The organism is Variovorax sp. 679 (assembly GCF_003952185.1).
Taxonomy (GTDB): domain Bacteria; phylum Pseudomonadota; class Gammaproteobacteria; order Burkholderiales; family Burkholderiaceae_C; genus Variovorax.
Genome location: NZ_RXFS01000011.1, coordinates 90,942 through 111,731 on the forward strand (window position 1 = coordinate 90,942; position 20,790 = coordinate 111,731).

18 protein-coding genes and 1 pseudogene are annotated in these 20,790 nt (G+C 67.4%); 9 read left to right on the forward strand and 10 right to left on the reverse strand.

Features of this window, described 5'->3' with window-relative positions; genetic code table 11:
* Nucleotides 1–146 precede the first annotated feature (146 nt).
* A complete protein-coding gene (locus EJO71_RS26505; protein WP_125951637.1) occupies nucleotides 147–698 on the forward strand; it encodes a phasin family protein in 552 nt (183 codons plus the stop codon).
* A 129-nt stretch (nucleotides 699–827) separates the two neighbouring features.
* Entirely contained in the window at nucleotides 828–1,586 is a 759-nt protein-coding gene (locus EJO71_RS26510) for a 3-hydroxyacyl-CoA dehydrogenase (protein ID WP_125951638.1), read from the forward strand.
* Here EJO71_RS26510 and EJO71_RS26515 read toward each other — a convergent pair.
* Nucleotides 1,534–2,484, reverse strand: a complete 951-nt coding sequence (locus EJO71_RS26515; protein ID WP_125951639.1) for a YihY/virulence factor BrkB family protein — start codon at nucleotides 2,482–2,484, stop codon at nucleotides 1,534–1,536. The two genes, EJO71_RS26510 and EJO71_RS26515, sit on opposite strands and share 53 nt — an antisense overlap.
* An 82-nt stretch (nucleotides 2,485–2,566) precedes the next feature.
* Here EJO71_RS26515 and dnaG point away from each other — a divergent pair, with 82 nt between their 5' ends.
* Entirely contained in the window at nucleotides 2,567–4,597 is a 2,031-nt protein-coding gene (gene dnaG, locus EJO71_RS26520) for a DNA primase (RefSeq protein ID WP_125951640.1), read from the forward strand.
* Here the strand turns inward: dnaG and EJO71_RS34840 are convergent.
* The gene (locus tag EJO71_RS34840; RefSeq protein WP_240651522.1) at nucleotides 4,525–5,052 is read right to left on the reverse strand and encodes a hypothetical protein; all 528 of its coding nucleotides are present in this window, start codon (nucleotides 5,050–5,052) and stop codon (nucleotides 4,525–4,527) included. The genes dnaG and EJO71_RS34840 overlap by 73 nt on opposite strands.
* On the opposite strand from EJO71_RS34840, the gene rpoD reads away from it, so the two are divergent.
* From rpoD to EJO71_RS26535, 3 genes are all read left to right on the forward strand, one after another.
* Complete coding sequence (gene rpoD, locus EJO71_RS26525) at nucleotides 5,045–7,228, forward strand: RNA polymerase sigma factor RpoD (protein WP_240651523.1); 2,184 nt, start codon at nucleotides 5,045–5,047, stop codon at nucleotides 7,226–7,228. The genes EJO71_RS34840 and rpoD overlap by 8 nt on opposite strands.
* Before the next feature lie 106 nt (nucleotides 7,229–7,334).
* Nucleotides 7,335–8,570: a multidrug effflux MFS transporter gene (locus tag EJO71_RS26530; RefSeq protein WP_125951642.1), complete on the forward strand. Its 1,236-nt coding sequence runs from the start codon at nucleotides 7,335–7,337 to the stop codon at nucleotides 8,568–8,570.
* A 21-nt stretch (nucleotides 8,571–8,591) separates the two neighbouring features.
* The gene (locus EJO71_RS26535; protein WP_125951643.1) at nucleotides 8,592–9,722 is read left to right on the forward strand and encodes an HPP family protein; all 1,131 of its coding nucleotides are present in this window, start codon (nucleotides 8,592–8,594) and stop codon (nucleotides 9,720–9,722) included.
* A gap of 14 nt (nucleotides 9,723–9,736) precedes the next feature.
* Here EJO71_RS26535 and EJO71_RS26540 read toward each other — a convergent pair whose 3' ends face one another.
* From EJO71_RS26540 to EJO71_RS26550, 3 genes are all read right to left on the reverse strand, one after another.
* Nucleotides 9,737–10,702 carry a tripartite tricarboxylate transporter substrate binding protein gene (locus EJO71_RS26540; protein ID WP_125951777.1) on the reverse strand — a complete coding sequence of 322 codons (966 nt, stop codon included), beginning with the start codon at nucleotides 10,700–10,702 and terminating at the stop codon, nucleotides 9,737–9,739.
* Between the two features lie 67 nt (nucleotides 10,703–10,769).
* Nucleotides 10,770–11,978 carry a CoA transferase gene (locus tag EJO71_RS26545; RefSeq protein ID WP_125951644.1) on the reverse strand — a complete coding sequence of 403 codons (1,209 nt, stop codon included), beginning with the start codon at nucleotides 11,976–11,978 and terminating at the stop codon, nucleotides 10,770–10,772.
* Nucleotides 11,975–12,922 carry a hydroxymethylglutaryl-CoA lyase gene (locus EJO71_RS26550; RefSeq protein WP_125951645.1) on the reverse strand — a complete coding sequence of 316 codons (948 nt, stop codon included), beginning with the start codon at nucleotides 12,920–12,922 and terminating at the stop codon, nucleotides 11,975–11,977. Before EJO71_RS26550 ends, EJO71_RS26545 begins: the two co-directional genes overlap by 4 nt.
* A 103-nt stretch (nucleotides 12,923–13,025) precedes the next feature.
* Between EJO71_RS26550 and EJO71_RS26555 the strand changes: the two genes are divergently transcribed.
* From EJO71_RS26555 to EJO71_RS26565, 3 genes and pseudogenes are all read left to right on the forward strand, one after another.
* Nucleotides 13,026–13,928, forward strand: a complete 903-nt coding sequence (locus EJO71_RS26555; RefSeq protein WP_125951646.1) for a LysR family transcriptional regulator — start codon at nucleotides 13,026–13,028, stop codon at nucleotides 13,926–13,928.
* Nucleotides 13,929–14,067: 139 nt separating this feature from the next.
* A pseudogene (locus EJO71_RS26560) lies at nucleotides 14,068–14,958 on the forward strand (MBL fold metallo-hydrolase); the annotation flags it as partial.
* A complete protein-coding gene (locus EJO71_RS26565; protein WP_125951648.1) occupies nucleotides 14,955–15,671 on the forward strand; it encodes a DsbA family protein in 717 nt (238 codons plus the stop codon). The pseudogene EJO71_RS26560 and the gene EJO71_RS26565, both read left to right, overlap by 4 nt.
* Nucleotides 15,672–15,684: 13 nt before the next feature.
* Here EJO71_RS26565 and EJO71_RS26570 read toward each other — a convergent pair whose 3' ends face one another.
* From EJO71_RS26570 to EJO71_RS26590, 5 genes are read right to left on the reverse strand one after another with little or no spacing between them, the layout of a single operon-like run.
* A complete protein-coding gene (locus tag EJO71_RS26570; protein ID WP_125951649.1) occupies nucleotides 15,685–17,388 on the reverse strand; it encodes a tannase/feruloyl esterase family alpha/beta hydrolase in 1,704 nt (567 codons plus the stop codon).
* Between the two features lie 33 nt (nucleotides 17,389–17,421).
* Nucleotides 17,422–18,126 carry an ABC transporter ATP-binding protein gene (locus tag EJO71_RS26575; RefSeq protein WP_125951650.1) on the reverse strand — a complete coding sequence of 235 codons (705 nt, stop codon included), beginning with the start codon at nucleotides 18,124–18,126 and terminating at the stop codon, nucleotides 17,422–17,424.
* The gene (locus EJO71_RS26580; protein ID WP_125951651.1) at nucleotides 18,119–18,880 is read right to left on the reverse strand and encodes an ABC transporter ATP-binding protein; all 762 of its coding nucleotides are present in this window, start codon (nucleotides 18,878–18,880) and stop codon (nucleotides 18,119–18,121) included. The genes EJO71_RS26575 and EJO71_RS26580 overlap by 8 nt, the downstream gene beginning before the upstream one ends.
* On the reverse strand, nucleotides 18,877–19,878 hold the full coding sequence (locus tag EJO71_RS26585) for a branched-chain amino acid ABC transporter permease (protein ID WP_125951652.1): 1,002 nt from the start codon (nucleotides 19,876–19,878) through the stop codon (nucleotides 18,877–18,879). Before EJO71_RS26585 ends, EJO71_RS26580 begins: the two co-directional genes overlap by 4 nt.
* Nucleotides 19,879–20,751 (reverse strand): branched-chain amino acid ABC transporter permease, encoded by an 873-nt coding sequence (locus tag EJO71_RS26590; protein ID WP_125951653.1) that lies wholly within the window; start codon nucleotides 20,749–20,751, stop codon nucleotides 19,879–19,881. It lies immediately after the preceding gene.
* Nucleotides 20,752–20,790: the final 39 nt, after the last annotated feature.

Below are 20,790 nucleotides of genomic sequence, written 5' to 3' on the forward strand. Positions count from 1 at the left end.
CGGCTTCTAAATTGCTGCAGGGCAGCAAAAACCCCTTGCCCGCAAGACTCAGCTGCCTATACTTGAGGCCATGCTGCACCGCAACATGAACAGCGAGACAGCGCAACGTGAACCGACCACTCAATCATCCCTTCTGGAGATCTCAAATGGCCCTGACCGCTGACCAAATCCTCGCCGCTCAAAAAGCAAACCTCGAAACCCTGTTCGGCCTGACCACCAAGGCTTTCGAAGGCGTCGAGAAGCTCGTCGAACTGAACGTGACCGCTTCGAAGGCCGCCCTGGCCGAAGCCCAGAACACCGCCCAGGCTGCCCTGAGCGTCAAGGACGCCCAAGAGCTGCTGACGCTGCAAGCCAGCCTGTTCCAGCCCCTGGCCGAAAAGACCGCCGCCTACAGCCGTCACCTGTACGACATCGCCCAAGGCACCGGCGCCGAGTTCACCAAGGCCTTCGAAGCCAAGGCCTCGGAAGCCCAGCAAGCCTTCGTCGGCCTGGTCGACAGCGCTTCCAAGAACGCTCCCGCCGGTTCGGAAACCGCCGTTGCCGTCCTGAAGAGCGCCGTGGCTGCCGCCAACAACGCTTTCGAATCGGTCCAGAAGGCCGTCAAGCAAGCTTCTGACGTCGCCGAAGCCAACTTCAACGCCGTGTCGACCCAAGCCGTCGCCGCCGCGAAGACCGCAACCGCTTCGCGCAAGCGCTAAGCAACCGACCACCACCAGTTGTCTCCTTGGGTCCTCACGGATCCAATTCAGGGCCTCATCCTCGGATGAGGCCTTTTTTTTCGTCCTTGGGGCGTCTTCGATAATGCCGGTCTCATCCAGGAGACTTCAATGCAGATCGATGGCAAGGTTTTTATCGTGACCGGTGGCGCTTCGGGCCTCGGCGAAGGCACGGCGCGCATGCTGGCCGCGAACGGCGGCAAGGTGGTCATTGCCGACATGCAGGCTGAAAAGGGCGAAGCCGTCGCCAGGGAAATCGGTGGCGTGTTCGTCAAGTGCGACGTGAGCCAGGAAGCCGACGGCCAGGCAGCCGTGGCTGCTGCGCTCAAGCTCGGCAAGCTGGTCGGCCTCGTCAACTGCGCCGGCATCGCGCCGGCCGAGAAGACGGTGGGCAAGAACGGCCCGCACGCGCTGGCCGTGTTCAGCAAGACCGTCACGGTCAACCTGATCGGCAGCTTCAACATGATCCGCCTGGCGGCCGACGCCATGGGCAAGAACGAGCCCGAAGCCACTGGCGAGCGCGGCGTGCTGATTTCCACAGCCTCCGTCGCCGCCTACGACGGCCAGATCGGGCAGGCCGCCTACAGCGCCTCGAAGGGCGGCGTGGTCGGCATGACGCTGCCCATCGCCCGCGACCTCGCGCGCAGCGGCATCCGCAACATGACCATCGCCCCCGGCATCTTCGGCACGCCCATGCTGTTCGGCATGCCGCAGGAAGTGCAGGATGCGCTGGCCGCCAGCGTGCCCTTCCCCTCCCGGCTGGGCACGCCCGAGGACTACGCCAAGCTCGCCAAGCACATCATCGAGAACGACATGCTCAACGGCGAGGTGATTCGCCTGGACGGAGCGATCCGGCTGGCTCCCCGCTGACGTTTGCAGATTCCGGCAGCTTCGTGCTGCCGGTGCGGTCCAGTCGCTCGTACTGCGCGATCACCTGGGCCCCGAGCAGCACCAGCGTTGCCGCGATCTCCAGGCTCAGCAGCACCACGATGGCCGTGGTGAGCGAGCCGTAGACCACGTTCACCTGCGACAGCGTCGAGAAGTACCAGATCAGCACGCGCCGCGTGGCCTCCCACAGCAGCGCGGCGGTGATGCCGCCCAGCAGCGCATGCCGCAGCGACATGCGCCCGGCCGGCATCACGAGGTAGAGCGAGGTCAGCATGAAGATCTCGCCGCCCAACCCCAGCAGGTACAGCAGCAGCCCCGAAACGCCCGACAGCGACCAGCTGCGCCCCAGCAGGTCGACGCTTTCCCGCCCCACCAGCTGCAGCGCGCCCGACACCAGCGTGACCAGCAGCAGCCCCACGCACAGGCAGAGGATGTAGATATAGGGCATGGCCACCGACACCAGGAAGTGGCGCTTGTGGTCGGCCTTGCGGTGATGAAAGATCACCGCCATCGCACTCTCGAGCACGCTGAAAGCCAGCGAACTGAAGAAGATCATCGTCACCAGCAGCACCGGCCCCAGCACGTCGCGATGGTCGAGAAAGCTCGACAGCTCGGCCACGATGGCCTTCGACTGCCCCGGCAGCAGCCATTCGAGGTACCGACCGATGGTGCGCAGCAACTCGGCCTGCTCGATGACGTGCGACAGCGCGATCACGCTCACGATCAGCAGCGGCACGATCGACAGCAGCGCGTAGTACGCCACCGCGCCCGCGAGCAGCAGGCCCTGGTTGGCGCGGAATTCCTTGAGGGCACTCCAGACGAATCTGAGGGGGTGGCGCAGCAGCGGCGCGATGTGTTGCAGCGGTTCGGGCGTCGTCATGCGTGGATTCCGGTCGCTTTCAGTATGCCGCCCGACCGCCGGCCTTCGGCCGCTTGCGTATGATTTGCCGCTCTTCGCCTACATGACCATCCCCGCTTCTTTCATCCAGGAACTCATCGCGCGCGCCGATGTGGTCGAGATCGTCGGCCGCTATGTGCAGCTCAAGAAGGCCGGCGCCAATTTCATGGGGCTGTGCCCGTTCCACGGCGAGAAATCGCCCTCTTTCTCCGTCAGCCCGACCAAGCAGTTCTATCACTGCTTCGGCTGCGGAGTGCATGGCAACGCCATCGGCTTCCTGATGGAGCACGCGGGCATGGGCTTTGTCGAGGCGGTGCACGATCTTGCCGGCCAATACGGGCTGCAGGTGCCCGAGGACGACGCCTCCCCCGCTGAACGCGCCCGCGCCGCCGCCCAGCGCCAGAAACAATCAACGCTGACCGACGTGCTCGAAAAAGCCGGCGACGCCTACCGCAAGCACCTGCGGCAGGCACCCGGCGCCATCGAGTACCTGAAGGGCCGCGGCGTCTCCGGCGAAGTGGCCAAGCAGTTCGGCATCGGTTATGCGCCGGCCGGTTGGCGCGCGCTGGCCAGCGTGTTTCCCGACTACGATGATCCGCTGCTCGCGGAGAGCGGCCTCGTGATCGTCAACAACGAGGAAGGCAAGCTCAGCGACGAGGAAGCCAAGCGCTACGACCGCTTCCGCGACCGGGTGATGTTCCCGATCCGCAACGTGAAGGGCGAATGCATCGGCTTCGGCGGCCGCGTGCTGGGCGACGAGAAGCCCAAATACCTGAATTCGCCCGAAACGCCGGTGTTCAGCAAGGGCCGCGAACTCTACGGCCTCTATGAAGCCCGCGCCGCCTTCCGCGACCGCGGCTACGCGCTCGTCACCGAGGGCTACATGGACGTGGTGGCGCTGGCCCAGCTCGGCTTTCCGAACGCGGTGGCCACGCTGGGCACGGCCTGCACCACGGATCATGTGCAGAAGCTCTTCCGCTTCACCGAATCGGTGGTGTTCAGCTTCGACGGCGACGCCGCCGGCCGCCGCGCCGCGCGCAAGGCGCTCGACGGCGCGCTGCCCTACGCCACCGACGTGCGCAGCATCAAGTTTTTGTTCCTGCCGGCGGAGCACGACCCCGACAGCTTCATCCGCGAGCACGGCGCCGAGGCCTTCGCCCGCTTCGTGAACGAGGCCACGCCGCTGTCGCGCTTCATGATCGAGGCCGCCCGCGAAGGCTGCGACCTGAGCACCGCCGAGGGCCGTGCGCACATGACCAGCAACGTACGCCCACTCTGGAGCGCGATGCCCGATGGCGCGCTCAAGCGGCAGCTGTTGAGCGAGATCGCGACGCTGGTTCAGCTCGACGCGCCGGCGCTGTCGGAACTCTGGGCGTCAACGCCAGGTCCGCGCAAGGCAGGCGGCCCCCCCGCGCAGCAACGGCGCCACGACGAGCCTCCGAGCTACAGCGGCGGTGACGGCGACGACTACTACCCGGACATGCCACCGCCGCAGGACTACGAGCCCGCGCGCTACGAAAGCGATAGCAAGCCCAAATTCCAGCAGCGCAAGTTCGCGGGCAAGGGCGGCAAACGCTGGGGCGGCAAGTTCGAGGAACCCATCGAGCCCCTGCGCGGCCGGGGCGCACCACCCAGCCGCCCGGACGTGGCAGTGCGGCTGCTGCTGTCGAACATGGCGCAATGGGAGGCGTTGTCGCACGAACTCCACGTGATGCTCTGCGACCTGCCCGGCCAGCACGGTGCCCTCTTCACCTGGCTCGACAGCCAGTTGCACGAGCACGGCGTCCAGCCCTGGGCGGCTCTGCGCGAAGGCCTGCGCGGGCTCGAATTCGAGCCCCTGGCCGAGCGGCTGATGTCCGTCGCCGAAGCCGGCCCCGTCCCCGAGGGCGAGGAGGCGCAGCACCTGGCCGACGCGGCCCGGGAACTCTCCAGCGTGCTCGATTTCATGCTCGACGACCGCCTGAAGGCCGAGCAGACCGAAGCCATCGCCGCCGTGGGAAAAGACCCGAAAGCCCTGGAGCGCTACAAGGCACTGGAAGTCCGGCGGCTCGAATTGCGTGCCCGCCTGCGCGCCTCGGGTTCAGAAACTGCTTGAAATTTGCGCAACACGCTATAATGTAGGGCTTCGCAACTGGCGAAATTAGGCAAGAGCGACAGCAGCACCTCCGGGCCGACCCCTAGCGCAACGCACTCCAACGGTAAATTCCGGCGGAAAGGGTCAATAACCGCAAGGACTGCACACCAAATGTTCGCCCGACATCTTGCCTGTTGAGGAATTAATTCCTCTTTCCCAATTGTTTTCAGTCCATGCCTGTGCATGGGCTCGGTGGCGCCGTCCGCGTGACGGTGCGCCTGTGATACCGCTTGTCTTTTCTTGCCGTAACGAGGTCGTATGCCCAGTTCAAAGAAGCCTGCTCCTTCACTTGCCAAAAGCGTCGCCACCAAGCCCGCAACAGAAAAACCGTTGAAAGCCGGCGCGAAGCCGGCAACCAAGACGGCCGCCGCCGCATCCAAATCGGCAGCCGCAACGAAAGTGAAAACCGTGCCCACGAAATCGACCTCTCTCGACGATCCCAAGAAGACAGCCGCCCCTGCAGCCAAGAAAGTCGGCCGCCCGCCCAAGGCCGCCGGCGCCGCGACGCCCGCCACCGGCGCCAAGCGCGGCCGCAAGCCCAAGGCTGACAAGGAAGCGCCCGAGAGCGACGTCGACCTGTCGGACATCGAGGACGACCTGGCCGGCGACGAGCCCGCGGTTGCCGCGACCGAGGAAAAGGTCAAGCCGCTGCGCATGAAGATCAGCAAGGCGAAGGAACGCGCCTTGATGAAGGAATTCGGCCTCGACGAGACCGTGCTCTCCGAGGAAGACCTGGCCAAGCGCCGCTCGCGCCTGAAGACCCTGATCACGCTGGGCAAGACCCGCGGCTACCTCACGCACGGCGAAATCTCCGACCACCTTCCCGACAAGCTGGTCGACGCCGAGACCATGGAAGTCGTGGTCACCATGCTCAACGACATGGGCGTGGCGGTGTACGAGCAGACGCCTGACGCCGAAACCCTGCTGCTGAACAACACCGCGCCCACCGCCACCACGGTGGAAGAAGCCGAGGAAGAAGCCGAAGCGGCTCTCTCCACGGTGGACAGCGAATTCGGCCGCACCACCGACCCGGTCCGCATGTACATGCGCGAAATGGGTACGGTCGAGCTGCTGACGCGCGAAGGCGAAATCGAAATCGCCAAGCGCATCGAAGGCGGCCTGATGGCCATGATGGAGGCCATCTCGGCCTCCCCCGCCACCATCGCCGAGATCCTGCGCCTGGCCGCCGAGATCCGTGAAGGCAAGGTCGTCATCTCGACCATCGTCGACGGCTTCTCGAACCCCAACGAGGCCGACGACTACGTGGCCGAAGAAGACTTCGACGAATTCGACGAGGAAGACGACGACGACGGCAAGGGCGGCTCCAAGGCCCTGACCAAGAAGCTCGAAGAACTCAAGAACGAGGCGCTCTCGCGCTTCGACCGCATCGCCGACCTGTTCGAGAAGATCCACAAGATCTACGAGAAGGAAGGCTACGGCACGCCGGCGTACGCCAAGGCCCAGCAGGCCGTGTCCGACGAGCTGATGACCATCCGCTTCACCGCCCGCACCATCGAGAAGCTGTGCGACCTGGTGCGCACGCAGGTGGACGACGTCCGCAAGAAGGAACGTGAACTGCGCCGCATCATCGTGGACAAGTGCGGCTTCCCGCAGGACGAGTTCATCCGCGACTTCAGCGGCTACGACAAGAACGGCAACCGCATCGCCTCCAACCTGCTCAACCTGAAGTGGGTCGAGAAGCAGGCAGCCGCCGGCAAGCCCTGGAGCATGGTGCTGTCGCGCAACATCCCGCCGGTGCAGGAACTGCAGCAGAAGCTCGCCGACATCCAGTCGCGCGTGGTGGTGCCGCTGTCCGAGCTGAAGGACATCAACAAGCGCATGAACGAAGGCGAATCGTCTTCGCGCGATGCCAAGAAGGAAATGATCGAGGCCAACCTGCGCCTCGTGATCTCCATCGCCAAGAAGTACACCAACCGCGGCCTGCAGTTCCTCGACCTGATCCAGGAAGGCAACATCGGCCTGATGAAGGCGGTCGACAAGTTCGAATACCGTCGCGGCTACAAGTTTTCGACCTACGCGACGTGGTGGATCCGCCAGGCCATCACCCGCTCGATCGCCGACCAAGCGCGCACCATCCGTATCCCGGTGCACATGATCGAGACGATCAACAAGATGAACCGCATCTCGCGCCAGCACTTGCAGGAGTTCGGCTTCGAGCCCGACGCCGGCATCCTGGCCGCGAAGATGGAGATCCCGGAAGACAAGATCCGCAAGATCATGAAGATCGCGAAGGAGCCGATCTCGATGGAAACCCCCATCGGCGACGACGACGATTCGCACCTGGGCGACTTCATCGAGGACAGCAGCAACACGGCCCCCATCGAGGCCGCGATGCAGGCCGGCCTGCGCGACGTGGTCAAGGACATCCTCGACTCCCTCACGCCGCGCGAAGCCAAGGTGCTGCGCATGCGCTTCGGCATCGAGATGAGCACGGACCACACGCTGGAAGAAGTCGGCAAGCAGTTCGACGTGACCCGCGAGCGCATCCGCCAGATCGAGGCGAAGGCCCTGCGCAAGCTCAAGCATCCGTCGCGTTCGGACAAGCTGCGCAGCTTTATTGATACGCTCTAAGCCGGTCTCCCGGTATTTCCCTGACGAGGAGGCGCCCGCAAGGGCGCTTTCTTTTTGGTCCTTGCGACAGATCGCGACAGATAAGAAGAACGGAGCAAACCTCATCATGAATCCCGATGCAGACAAACTCTGGCAGGCCCCGCGCTGGGCGCTTGCCGTGCTGCTCGCGGTGCTCGGCATGCTCGGGCCCTTCTCCATCGACACCTACATCCCGGCCTTCTCGGGCATTGCGCAATCCATCGGTGCGACGCCGGCCGAGATGCAGCAGACGCTTTCGGCCTACCTGTTCGGCTTCGCGTTCATGAACCTGTTCCACGGCGCGCTGTCCGACAGCTTCGGCCGCCGCCCGGTGGTGCTGTGGGGGCTGGCGGTGTTCACGCTGGCCTCGCTGGGCTGCGCGCTCTCGCAGAACATCACGCAGCTGGTGCTGTTCCGCGGGCTGCAGGGCCTGTCGACCGGCGCCGGCATCGTGGTCTCCCGCGCTGTGATCCGCGACATGTTCCCGCCCGCCGAGGCACAGCGGGTGATGAGCCAGGTCACGATCTACTTCGGCGTGGCGCCGGCCATCGCGCCCATCGTGGGCGGCTTTCTCTTCGTGCATGCGGGCTGGCACGCTGTGTTCTGGTTCCTGGTGGCGGTGGGCGTGGTGCTGTTCACCGCCAACTACAAGCTGCTGCCCGAGACGCTGCACAAGGACCACCGCCAGCCCTTCCAGGTGCGGCACCTGATGCGCGGCTACTGGGACCTGTGCTCCGACCCGCGCTTCCTGCTGCTGGCCTTCGCGAGCGGCGTGCCCTTCAACGGCATGTTCCTCTATGTGCTGGCCGCGCCCGCCTTCCTGGGCGACCATCTCGCGCTGCAGCCGCAGCAGTTCTTCTGGTTCTTCCTTCTGACCATCGGCGGCATCATGCTCGGCGCGCGCGCCAGCGGCCGCATGGCCGGCAAGGTCGCGCCCAAGCGGCAGATCCGCGACGGCTTCGTCATCATGCTGGTCACCTCGGTGGTCAACGTGGTGGCCAACACCTTCTTCCATGCGCACGTGGCCTGGGCGCTGTGGCCGCTGGCGGTGTTCGCCTTCGGCTGGGCGCTGATGGTGCCGGTGGTCACGCTGCTGGTGCTCGACCTGCACCCAGAGCGCCGCGGCATGGCCTCGTCGCTGCAGGCAGTGATCGGCTCCACCGCCAACGGCATCGTGGCCGGCGCGGTGGCGCCGCTGGTGATGCACTCGACGCTTGCGCTGGCGCTGACCTCCATGGGCATGCTCGCCATCGGCCTGGTCGCCTGGGTGTGGCTGCACGACCGCTGGCCCGAGATCGGGCGCAAGGTGGCCCACGAAGGCTGAGACAACGGAGGCGCGATCCCGATGCGATTCGATGCCCTGTGGACCTACGCGCGCACCTGGCTGCCGGCACGCACCACCGTCGATGCGCGCGAGAGGCTGCGCGCCGTCATGGGCGCGGGCCTCGGCCTGCTGGTCACCGCGCTGCTGTCGCACTGGCTGGCCGGACCGCTGCACGCCTCGGTCTGGCTGGTCGCACCGCTGGGTGCGACCGCCGTGCTGGTGTTCGCGGTGCCGGCCAGCCCGCTCGCGCAGCCGTGGTCGGTGATCGGCGGCAACACGCTGTCGGCGCTGATCGGCATCGCCGCGGCCAACTGGATTCCCGATCCGGCACTGGCCGGCGCCATCGCCGTGGCAGCGGCCATCGGCCTCATGTTCAGCGCGCGCTGCCTGCACCCGCCCGGCGGCGCCGCGGCCCTGCTCGCGGTGCTGACGCACACCACGCATTTCTCGGCTGCGCTGTTCCCCTTCTTCACCAACTCGCTGCTGCTGGTGCTGGCCGGCGTGGCCTACAACACGCTCACCGGCCGGCGCTATCCGCATGTGCAGGTGGCGCAGCGCCCGCCAGCATCCGATGCGCGCTTCAGCCAGGCCGACATCGACGCGGTGCTGGCCCGCTACAACCAGGTGCTCGACATCAGCCGCGACGACCTCGAATCGCTGATCCGGCAGACCGAGCTGGAGTCGTACAAGCGGCGCCTGGGCACGCTGAGCTGTGCCGACATCATGTCGCGCGCGCCGATTTCGGTGGAATTCGGCACGCCGCTGCAGGAAGCCTGGGCGCTGATGCACGAGCACCGCATCAAGGCCCTGCCCATCACCGACCGCACGCGCCGCGTGGTGGGCATCGTCACGCAGGCCGACTTCTTCCGCCAGCTCGACCTGCAGCACCACGAGGGCATCGCGGGCAAGCTGCGCGACCTGATCCGCGCCACGCGCACGGTGATCTCGAACAAGCCCGAGGTGGTCGGCCAGATCATGACGCGCCAGGTGCGCGTGGCCAGCGCCGACCGGCCCGTGGTCGACCTGGTGCCGCTGTTCTCCGAGGGCGGACACCACCACATCCCGATCATCGACGGCGAGAAGCGCCTCGCGGGGATGATCACGCAGTCGGACTTCGTGCGCGCTCTCTACCGCGCGGTGGCGCCGGCGTAGACAACCACCGCGCCCTACTCCAGGACCACGTTCGCCTTCTTCACCAGCGCCGCATAGCGCGCGGCCTCGCTGCGGAAGAAGCTCGCCGCCTGCTCCGGCGTCGTGGGCTTGATGACGTTGCCCTGCTTGTCCATCGCCTCGCGCACCTCGGCGCTGGTGAACGCGGCGGCGACCGCGTCGTGTACGCGCTGGACATCGGCCGCCTGCATCTTCGCCGGCCCGATCACCGCGAACCAGCCTTCGACCGCGTAGTTCGGCAGCCCCTGCTCCGCGATGGTTGGAATGTCCGGCGCGGCTGGCGAGCGCGTGGCGCCGCACAGGCCGATGGCGCGCAGCGCACCGCTCTTGATGTGCTGCTGCACGGCCGGCAGCGCGATCACGCCCATCTCGACCTGCCCGCCGATCATGTCGGTCATCATGGGCCCGGTGCCCTTGTAGGGGATGTGCCGCGCCTTCACGCCGGCCTCGTCCATGAACATTTCGCCGGCCAGGTGAATGATGGTGCCGTTGCCCGACGAGGCGTAGTTGTAGCTCTCGGGCTTCGCGCGCAGCAGTGCGACCAGTTCCTTCACGTTCTTCGCGGGCAGCTTCGGGTTCACCACCAGCACCAGCGGCGTCGCGCCCACCACGCTGATCGGCGTGACGTCGTTGATCGCGTCGAAGGGCATCTTCCGGAACACCGCCGGGTTGATGACGTGGTTGTTCGACACCATGCCCAGCGTGAGCCCGTCGGGCGCGGCCTTGACGATGGCCGCGGCACCCGTGATGCCGCCCGCGCCCGGCAGGTTCTCGATCACCACCGGCTGGCCGAAGGCCTTGCCGAGCGCTGGCGCGGCCGCGCGCGCGATGGTGTCGACACCCGAGCCCGCGCTGATCGGCAGGATGAGGCGGATGGGTTTGTCGGAACCCTGCGCGAGCGCGGGGCATGCGGCCACGGCAGCGGCGCAGGCGCCGAGGCCGAGCAACGCGCGGCGGTTCATCGGGGGAATCAGTGTCCTGGTGGTCATCGGTCTTGTCTCTCTTTATGGTTTTGAAAAATCGCTTCGATCAGGCCACCGCCGACTCGGCGTGCAACGCGTCGACCTGTTCGCGCGCATAGCCCAGTTCGGCCAGCAGCTCGCGGGTGTGTTCGCCCAGCGTCGGCGGATGCAGTCGCACGCCCAGGCGTTCGCCGTCGAGCGTGATCGGGAACAGCGTCGTCTGCGCGGTCTCTCCAGCGCGCTCGCCATCGGGCAGGCGGATGTCCGCGAGCCCGCCCGTGGCCTTGAGATGCGGATCGGCGTACAGGTCCTCGGGCCGCGTGATCGGCGCGAACGGCAGTCCGCTGGCCTCGAAGATCGCCGACAGCTCCGCCGCCGAACGACCAGCCAGCCGTTCGCGCAAATCGGCCAGCAGCGTGGGCCGCAGGCGCACGCGGTCGTTGTTGGTGCGCAGCGCCGGGTCGGCCTTCAGGTCATCGAAGCCCAGTGCCTCGCAGAAGGTTTTCCACTGCGCGTCGCTCACCGCCGCCAGGAAGATCTGCTCGCCATCCTTCACGGTGAACACGTCGTACAGCGCCCAGGCCGAGATGCGCTCGGGCATTGGCGCCGCCGCCTCGCCGGTGATCGCGTACTGCAGCATGTGCTGGCCGACCAGGAACACGTTGTTCTCGAACAGCGCCGACTTCACCTCCTGCCCCTTGCCGGTCTCGACACGCTGCATGAGCGCGGCGATCGCGCCGATGGCGCCGAACATGCCGCCCATGATGTCGTTCACGCTGGTGCCGGCGCGCAGCGGATCGCCGGGGCGGCCCGTCATGTAGGCCAGCCCGCCCATCATCTGCACCACCTCGTCGAGCGCGGTGCGGTGCTCGTAGGGGCCGGGCAGGAAGCCCGTGTGGTTCACGTAGACGAGGCGCGGGTTGAGCTTGCTCAATGCGGCATGGCCCAGGCCGTACTTGTCCATGGTGCCAGGCTTGAAGTTCTGCGCCACCACGTCGGCCGTGACGCACAGCCGCAGCGCGGCCTCCAGCCCCTGCGGATGCCGCAGGTCGAGCGCGATGCTCTTCTTGTTGCGGTTGAACATCGGGAAGAAGCCCGCGCCAGCGCCCAGCAGGTGCCGCGTGCGGTCGCCCTCGATGGGTTCGACCTTGATGACCTCCGCGCCCAGGTCCGCGAGCACCATGCCGCAGGTCGGGCCCATCACCATGTGCGTGAATTCGACAACGCGGATGCCGGTGAGCGGCAGGCGCTTTTCCTCGCTGCTTGCCGTGCTCATGCTGCGACGCCTTCCATGGCCGTGAATGTCTTCGGAAAGCCCGCGCGCCACACCGTGCCCTGCAGCGTCTCGCCTTCGAGCCAGCCCGCCACGCGACGACGCAGGTCGAGCAGCTTCGGCAGGTCGACACCGGTGGCGACGCCCATGCTCTCGAGCATGAAGACAAGGTCCTCGGTATCGACGTTGCCGCTGGCGCCGGGCGCATGCGGGCAGCCGCCGATGCCGGCCAGGCAGGCATCGAAGCGCGTGATGCCGACTTCGAGCGCGGCGTACGCATTCGCGAGTCCCATGCCGCGCGTGTCGTGGAAATGGCCGCACCAGAGCCGGTCGCCCGCGATGCGCAGGGCGCGCTCGAACAGGCTGCGCACCATCGCCGGATCGGCATAGCCGACGGTGTCGGCGAGGCTCACGCGGTCGGCGCCGGCATCGAGCAGCGCCTGCATCAGCCGCAGCACCTCTTCGGCATCGACGTGGCCCTGCAGCGTGCAACCGAAGGCCGTACCCACGCCACCGTCGATCAGCGTCTTCGAGCCCGCCGCGTCGCGCGCCGCGCGGATGCGGCCGACCTCGGCCACCACCTCGTCGGGTGTCTTGCGCAGGTTGGCGAGGCTGTGCGCGTGGCTGGCGGAAAGCGGCACGACCATCAGATCGGCCTCACCTGCGATGGCCCGCTCGGCCCCCTTGAGGTTGGGCACCAGCACCGAGGCGAAAAGACCCGGCAGCGTCTTCGCGTAGGCCAGCAACTCGGCCGTGTCGGCCAGCTGCGGCAGCAGGTGCGCCGGCACGAAGGAGCCGACCTCGATCTCGCGCTGCCCGGCGGCATGCGCATCGCGTATCCATTCGAGCTTGCGTTCGGTGGGCAGCACGCGGGCGATGCTCTGGAGGCCGTCGCGCAGGCCCACTTCGCGGACGACCGCGCGCGGCGGCAGGAAGGCGTGAATCAAGACTTTGTCTCCGTCGTGAGGGTGTTACGGAGCGGATGTTAGAAGTTCCGACTCGATCCAGAAGGTATATTTTGGAAGCCATCTGATTCCAGAACGGAACACCATGAGAGACCTCGACCTGACCACCCTGCGCCTCTTCGTCGCCGTCTGCGAGACGCGCAGCATCGCGCGCGCCGGCGAGCAGGCCAGCATCGTCGGATCGGCCATCAGCAAGCGGCTGGCCCAGCTGGAAGAAACCGTCGGCACGCCGCTGCTGCTGCGCAAGCGCCGGGGCGTGGTGCCCACCCCTGCCGGCGAAACCCTGCTGGAGCACGCCCGCGCGATGCTCGGCAGCGTGAACCGCATCGAGCGCGACATGGCGGCTTATGCCGGCGGCGTGCGCGGACATGTGCGCATCCTGGCTTCTGCCTCGGTCATGGCCGAGTCGCTGGCCGAGGACGTGGCCGACTTCCTGCAGGACCCGGCCCACCGCAACATCCGCGTCGACATGGAAGAGCGCGTGAGCCCGGAGATCGTGCGCGGCATCCGCGAGGGCAGCGCCTCCATCGGCCTGTGCTGGGATGCGGCCGACCTGGAGGGTCTGGAGCGGCGCGACTACCGCAGCGACCACCTCGCCATCGTGGCGCATCCGTCGCACCCGGTGGCGCAGTGCGAGAGCGTGCGCTTCGAGCAGGTGCTCGACCATGAATTCGTCGGCATGCCCGCGCTCAGTGCGGTGCAGTTGATGCTGGCGCGCGAGGCGGCGGTGGCCGGCAAGCCGCTGGTGTACAGGGTGCTGGTGTCCAACTTCGACGCGGCGCTGCGCGTGGTGCGCGCCGGGCTGGCGATCAGCGTGGTGCCGGCGGAAGTGGCGCGGCCCTTCGCCGACGCCTTCGGGCTGCGGCTGATGCCGCTCACCGATGTATGGGCGCGGCGGCGCTTTGCGATCTGCTTCCGTGGCGAGGCGGCGCTGTCGCCGTCTGCCCAGCTGCTGGTGGCGCACCTGGAACGGCGTGCTTCGGATTGAGGCTTTGGCTCGTCTATTCGACCGGAATCAGAAACTATTCGTTGTGAACGATCGGGTTTTTGTTTCGATTCACGCAACCTAATATTCGAAACATCCAGCGCTGTCACACCCTTACGTCACGCACAGAAAGACCACCGCCATGTTCCGCAGAGCCCTCCTTTCCGCCGCCGCCCTCACCGTCACCCTGAGCCTGGCGCCCCTCGCCGCGCAAGCCGCGCAGCCGCTCAAGCTCGACGTATACAACCCGGGCGCCAAGTCGATGTTCCCGGTCTCCTCGGAGATCGTCACCGGCCAGACCGACGCAGTGCTGATCGACGCGCAGTTCCAGCGCAACGACGCCGAAGCGCTGGTGCAGAAGATCAAGGCCACGGGCAAGAAGCTCACCACGGTCTACATCAGCCACAGCGACCCCGACTACTACTTCGGCCTCGACGTGATCCAGGCCGCCTTCCCCGAAGCGAAGATCGTCGCCACGCCGCAGACCGTGGCCGCCATCCAGGCCTCGAAGGACGGCAAGCTCGCGCACTGGGGCCCGATCCTGAAGGACAACGCGCCCAAGGCGCTGGTCGTGCCGCAGCCGCTGGCCGGCGACAGCATCGAACTCGAAGGCCGCAAGATCCAGGTCGTCGGACTCGACGGCCCCACGCCCGAACGCAGCTTCGCGTGGATTCCCTCGCTGAAGGCGGTGGTCGGCGGCATTCCCGTCTCGGCCAACATCCACGTGTGGGTGGCCGACACGCAGACGCCCGAATCGCGCCGCGACTGGATCAAGACGCTGGGCCGCATCGAGGCGCTGCATCCCAAGACGGTCGTGCCCGGCCACTACCTGCCGAACGCCAACGGCTCGGCGCCGTACACCGTCGCATCGGTGAAGTTCACGCGCGACTACCTGAAGGCCTTCGAAGTCGAAGCGACCAAGGCCAAGGACTCCGCCGCCCTCATCGCCGCGATGAAGAAGCGCTACCCCAAGCTGGAAGACGCCTCGTCGCTGGAACTCGGCGCGAAGGTCATCAAGGGAGAAATGAAATGGCCGCAATGAGTGGCAATGCCACCCTTCACTACATCTTCGATCCGCTGTGCGGCTGGTGCTACGCCGCCGCGCCGCTGGTCGACGCAGCGCGCGAAGTGCCGGGCCTGAAGGTCGAGTTCCACGGCGGCGGCATGATGACCGGCGCCAACCGCCGCTCGATCACGCCGCAATGGCGCGACTACGTGATGCCGCACGACCACCGCATCGCCGAGATGACGGGCCAGCCCTTCGGCGAACGCTATTTCGAAGGACTGCTGCGCGACACCGGCGCGGTGATGGATTCCGAACCGCCGACCACCGCCATCCTCGCGGCCGAGTCGCTGCGCCCGGGTGGCGGGCTGGACATGATCCATCGCCTGCAGCAGGCGCATTACGTCGAGGGCCGACGCATCGCCGACGTGGAGGTGCTGAAGGCGATCGCCGGCGAGCTCGGCTTCGATGCCGGAGCCTTCGCATCGGCCTTCGAGCGAGAGTCGGGGGAAGCGACCGCGCGCCACATCGCGCAGAGCCGCCAGTTCCTGCAACGCGCGGGTGGCCAGGGCTTTCCGACCTTCGTGCTGGCACAGCCCGAGGGCACCGCAAGCCGCATCGACATCGGCCCGTGGCTCGGCCGTGCGGACGAGTGGAAGGCTCAACTCGGCGCGTTCGTCGCACCGTCGCAGTCTTCTTCGGCAGAGCCGCCCGCATGCGGGCCGCACGGCTGCGCCATCTAGAACCTTCGCTCCGCTACCTGCTGCACTGGAAGCTCGCCGCCTGCGAGGCATCGCCGCTCACGTAGCGCGGCCACATCGGCCATTCGCACAGCGGACGCGCACGCGTCACCTTGAATGGCGGCTGCACCTCCTGCTCCACCAGTTGCAGGCCGCCCGGCGCCTTGCCGCGCTCGACCCAGTCGGCCAGCGCGCCGAGCATGTCGACATTGGCCGGCGCGCCGCTTCCCACGTGGTCGACGCCGGGAGCGGTGTACAGGCGCATGAAGCGGTCCACGTTGTCGCGGCCCAGGCGCGCGACCACCGACTCGTAGTAGCGGATGCCGGCGAAAGGGCTCTGCGCGTAGTCGGCCATGTGCTCCAGCATCAGCAGCTTGCCGCCGCGGGCGTTGAATGCGCTCAGGTCGGGGTTGGTCGAATCCATGAGCTGCGACACGGTGGCGATGCGCGCGGCGTAGTCTTCCGCACGGTAGTTGCGCACGTCGAGCGAGGGATTGCGCGCGTAGAAATACTGCAGCGCGCCGCTGCCGTAGAACCACGCGATGCCGTTGCTGGGCTGCGGCGGCACGGTCGGGGCGGCAGCGCCGGTCCACCATGCGTTCCAGCCGCCCATCGAGGCGAAGGCCGGCGTCGCCTCGCCGCCGATGCCCCAGCCGGGGTACTCGTTGATGCCGTTGGCCAGCGGTACCGGCGCACGCCACGGCGTGCGCAGCGTGCGCACTGCCTGCACCTGCGCGTCGTTGAGGCAGTTGTCGCCGCTCGTGCCCGCCGCGCAGCGCAGCGTGGCCGGGTCGAAGCGCTGCAGGCAGGCCACCGGGTTCGACACGATGCGATCGGCCACGCCGTCCGCCGCGTCGCACGACGCGAGCACCGCGTCGTGCACCAGCTGCACCTGCGCCGGCCGCAGCCAGCCCTCGCCGAAGGTGGCGATGCCGTTGCGCGTGCCGGCGTGCTGCAGCCCCGTCCAGTTGATCACGGGCACGCGGCTGAAGATGCCGTCGAAGTCCTGCGGATAGCGCTGCGCCATCGTGAGCGCCTCGCGCCCGCCTTCGGAGCTGCCCATGAAGTACAGCTTCTGCGGCGCCTGCCCGTAGGCACGCTGCATCAGCGCCACGGCCACGTCGCGCACCTTCTTGTACGAGGCGTGGGCAAAGTTGACCAGCGCCTCGTCGTTGAGCGCGAAGGCCTGTGGCGGCTGGCCGGCCACGGTCTGGTGGCCGGAGTCGGTGCCGTAGGTCACGTAGCCCTGCGCCAGCGGCGTGGGCAGTTCGAAGCGCGCAGCCGGCACCAGAGAGAGGCCGGTGATCAACACGCCGTTGAAGCCGCCCCCGCCGTACTGCACGCTGCGCCCGTTCCATGCGAGCGGCAGGTTGACCTGGAACATGATGGGCGGAGCGCTGGCATCGACAGGTGCGATGCGCCCCAGCACCTTGCAGTACGAGGGCATCGCCGGCGTGATGCGTGAGGCGGGGCTGGGCCCGCGCTCGGCCACCGCGAGCGCGGAGGCCGGCACCAGCGTCGCGGAATCGATGGTCGCCGCGCCGCTGGGCAAGCCTATCGCCGAGGGGGCCACCGGCGCAACGAGGGCCGCGCAGGCCGCCGCCGGATTGCCGCCAAGCGAGAGGCTCTTCGGGCCGGTGGTGGTGCCGCAGGCCGCGAGCAACAACGCGACGGTCGCCAGCATGGCGCCCCCGCTGAACACTGTCTTCGGGGTCGCCATCTGTCTGTCTCCTTTATTTGTCTGTCGTGTCCGCTACCGCGCCACGCCCAGCAGCCGGTCGAGCACCTGCGGCTGGTTGCGCAGCGCCGCCGCGCTGTCGGTGTGGACGATGGTTCCGTGGTCGAGCACCACCGCCTCGTCGGAGATCGCGAGGATCGCCTGCGGGTGCTGCTCCACGATGATCGCGGCCAGCCCCTCGTCCTGCGTGATGCGGCGGATGGCGCGCAGCAGCTCTTCCACGATGATGGGCGCGAGGCCTTCGAGCGGCTCGTCGAGCAGCAGCAGCTTCGGGTTGAGCACCAGCGCGCGGCCCACGGCCAGCATCTGCTGCTCGCCGCCCGAAAGCTGCGTGCCGAGGTTGGTCTTGCGCTCGGCCAGGCGCGGGAACATCTCGTACACGCGCTGCGGATTCCACTTGCCGGGCCGCTCCACCGCCGTGAGGTTCTCGTGCACCGTGAGCGACTTGAAGATGTTGCGCTCCTGCGGCACCCAGCCGATGCCGGCCGCGGCACGCAGATGCGGCGCGAGCTTGTGCAGTGGCTGGCCACCCAGCGTGATGCTGCCGCCATGCTGGCGCGTGGCACCCGCGAGCGTGTTGATCAGCGTGGTCTTGCCCGTGCCATTGCGGCCCAGCAGCGCGAGCGTCTGCCCCTCGCCGAGCGAGAAGGCCACGTCGTGCAGCACCACGGCTTCGCCGTAGCCGGCGCTCAGGTTCTCGATGCGCAGAAGTTCAGACATGGGCGCTCTCCCCGTGGCCCAGATAGACCTCCTTCACCTTCGGATCGTTGGCGATGGTCTCCGGGTCGCCTTCGGTCAGCAGGGTGCCGTTGACCAGCACCGTCATGCGGTCGGCGAAGCTGAACACCAGGTCCATGTCGTGCTCGATCAGCAGCACCGACACGTCGGCCGGCAGCGCGGCCACGGTCTGCAGCAGCTCCTCGCGCTCGCCTGCGGGCACGCCCGCCACCGGCTCGTCGAGCAGCAGCACGCGCGGCTCGCAGGCCAGCGCGATGGCGATTTCAAGCAGGCGGCGCTTGCCGTAGGCCAGGTGCTTAACCTGCTGTTGCGCCACGTCACTGAGGTGGAACTGCTCCAGCAACTGCGCCGCACGCTCGGCGATGACCTTGCTCGAACCCAGCGGCTTCCACCACTGCGCGCCGATGCCCTGATGCTGCGACACCACGAGCGCCAGCGTTTCGAGCGGCGTCATCGAGTCGAACAGCTGGTTGATCTGGAAGGTGCGCACCAGCCCACGCGCCACGCGCTTGTGCGGCGCGAGCGAGGTGATGTCCTCGCCCAGCAGCGTGATGCGGCCTTCGGTCGGCGTGAGCACGCCCGTGAGCTGGTTGATGAGCGTGGTCTTGCCCGCGCCATTGGGGCCGATGAGCGCATGGCGTGCGCCACGCTTGAGCTCCATCGTCACGTTGTTGGTGGCCGTGATGCCGCCGAAGCGCATCACGAGGCCATGGGTGGAAAGCACGGTGTCGGTCATGCCGCACCGCCCTTCTTGCCCTTGCTCGTGCCGAACCACGTCCACGGCTTCAGCAGGCGGTCGCGCCCCACGAGCACCAGCAGCACGAGGATCAGGCCGATCCAGAACATCCAGTACTGAGGCGTCACGGCCGACAGCCAGGTCTGCAGCAGCTTGAACACGATGGCGCCCGCCACGCCGCCATAGAGCCAGCCCACGCCGCCGATGACCAGCATCAGCAACACGTCGGCCGAACGGTCGAAGGCAAGCACGTCGAGCGAGGCGAAGCCGGTGGTCTGCGCCAGCAGCGCGCCCGCCGCGCCGGCGATGCCGGCCGCCACGGTGTAGATCACCACGAGCCGCGACACCACCGGGATGCCGATCGCCATGGCGCGTAGCCGGTTGTCGCGGATGGCCTTCAGCGTGGCGCCGAAGGGCGAATGCACGAGGCGGCGCATCACGAGGAACAGCACCAGCATCACCGCCAGCGAATACCAGGCGGCTGTGCGGCCGTACAGGTCGAACTCGAACATGCCGAGCACCGGCCCCATCACCACGCCCTGCAGGCCGTCGGCACCGCCGGTGAGCCAGTCGAGCTTGTTGGCGAGTTCGAGCAGCAGCAGCGCGGTGCCCAGCGTGACCATCAGCCGCGTGAGGTCGCTGCCGCGCAGGATCGTCACGCTGGCCACGAGGCCCAGCAGGGCAGACAGCACGATCGCGACCAGCAGGCCGACGGTCGGGTCAGGCATCACGAGCTTGGCGAACAGCGCCGCCGCATACGCGCCGAAGCCGAAGAAGGCGGCATGGCCCAGCGACACGATGCCGGTGTAGCCCAGGATCAGGTCCAGCGACATCGCGAACAGCGCGACGATGGCGATCTCGTTGACCAGCAGCGAGTGCGAGGGCATCACGAGCGGCAGCGCGAAAGCCGCGGCCCAGACGACGAACTCGATCGGACGCCAGCGCGCCTTGCGCAGCAGAGCCGACTGGAAATCGGCAACGACGGGAGGCGTGCTCATTCAGCGGCCCCCTTTGCGCGTGAACAGGCCCTGGGGCCGCCACATCAGGATCAGGATCATCAGCAGGTAGACGGTGAACGCGCCCATCTTCGGAATGAAGTACTTGCCCGCCACGTCGGCGATGCCCAGCAGCAGCGCCGCCGCGAGCGGCCCGGTGATCGACGAGGTGCCGCCGACCGAGACCACGATCAGGAAATAGATCATGTACTTGAGCGGGAAGGTCGGGTCGAGCCCCAGGATCTCGGCGCCCAGCGCACCGCCCAGCCCCGCGAGCCCCGACCCCACCGCGAAGGTCAGCAGGAACACGATATTCACGTTGATGCCCAGCCCCGCCGCCACGCGCGGGTCGTCGACCGCGGCGCGCAGCCGGCTGCCGAAGCGCGTCTTGGAGAGGATGAGCTGCAGCACCACCGTGAGCACCGCGCACACGCCGATGATGAACAGCCGGTAGTGCCCCATGCCCAGCAGCAGCGCGCCGTCACCGATCTCGGTGCGCCCGCGCAGCCACTCGGGCAGCTGCACGTTCTGCTGCGACGAGCCCACGAAGTAGTCGACGGCCGCCACCGCCATGAAGGCCAGGCCGATGGAAAAGAGCACCTGGTCGAGGTGCGGCTTGCCGTACATCGGCCGGTAGAGCGTGCGCTCCAGCAGCGCGCCGGCCAGCGCGACGACGATGAACGCGAGCGGCAGGCAGGCCAGGAACGGCACGCCCAGCTTCTGCATCGCGAACACCGTGAGATAGCCGCCCGCCATGGCGAAGGCGCCGTGCGCGAGGTTGATGAAGTTCATCAGGCCCAACGTCACGGCAAGCCCGACGGCGAGCACGAAGAGCAGCATGCCGTAGGCGATGCCGTCGAAAAGGATGGTCAACATGTCAGCTACTCAAACACGGGCCGCGCCTTGCGGTCTCTT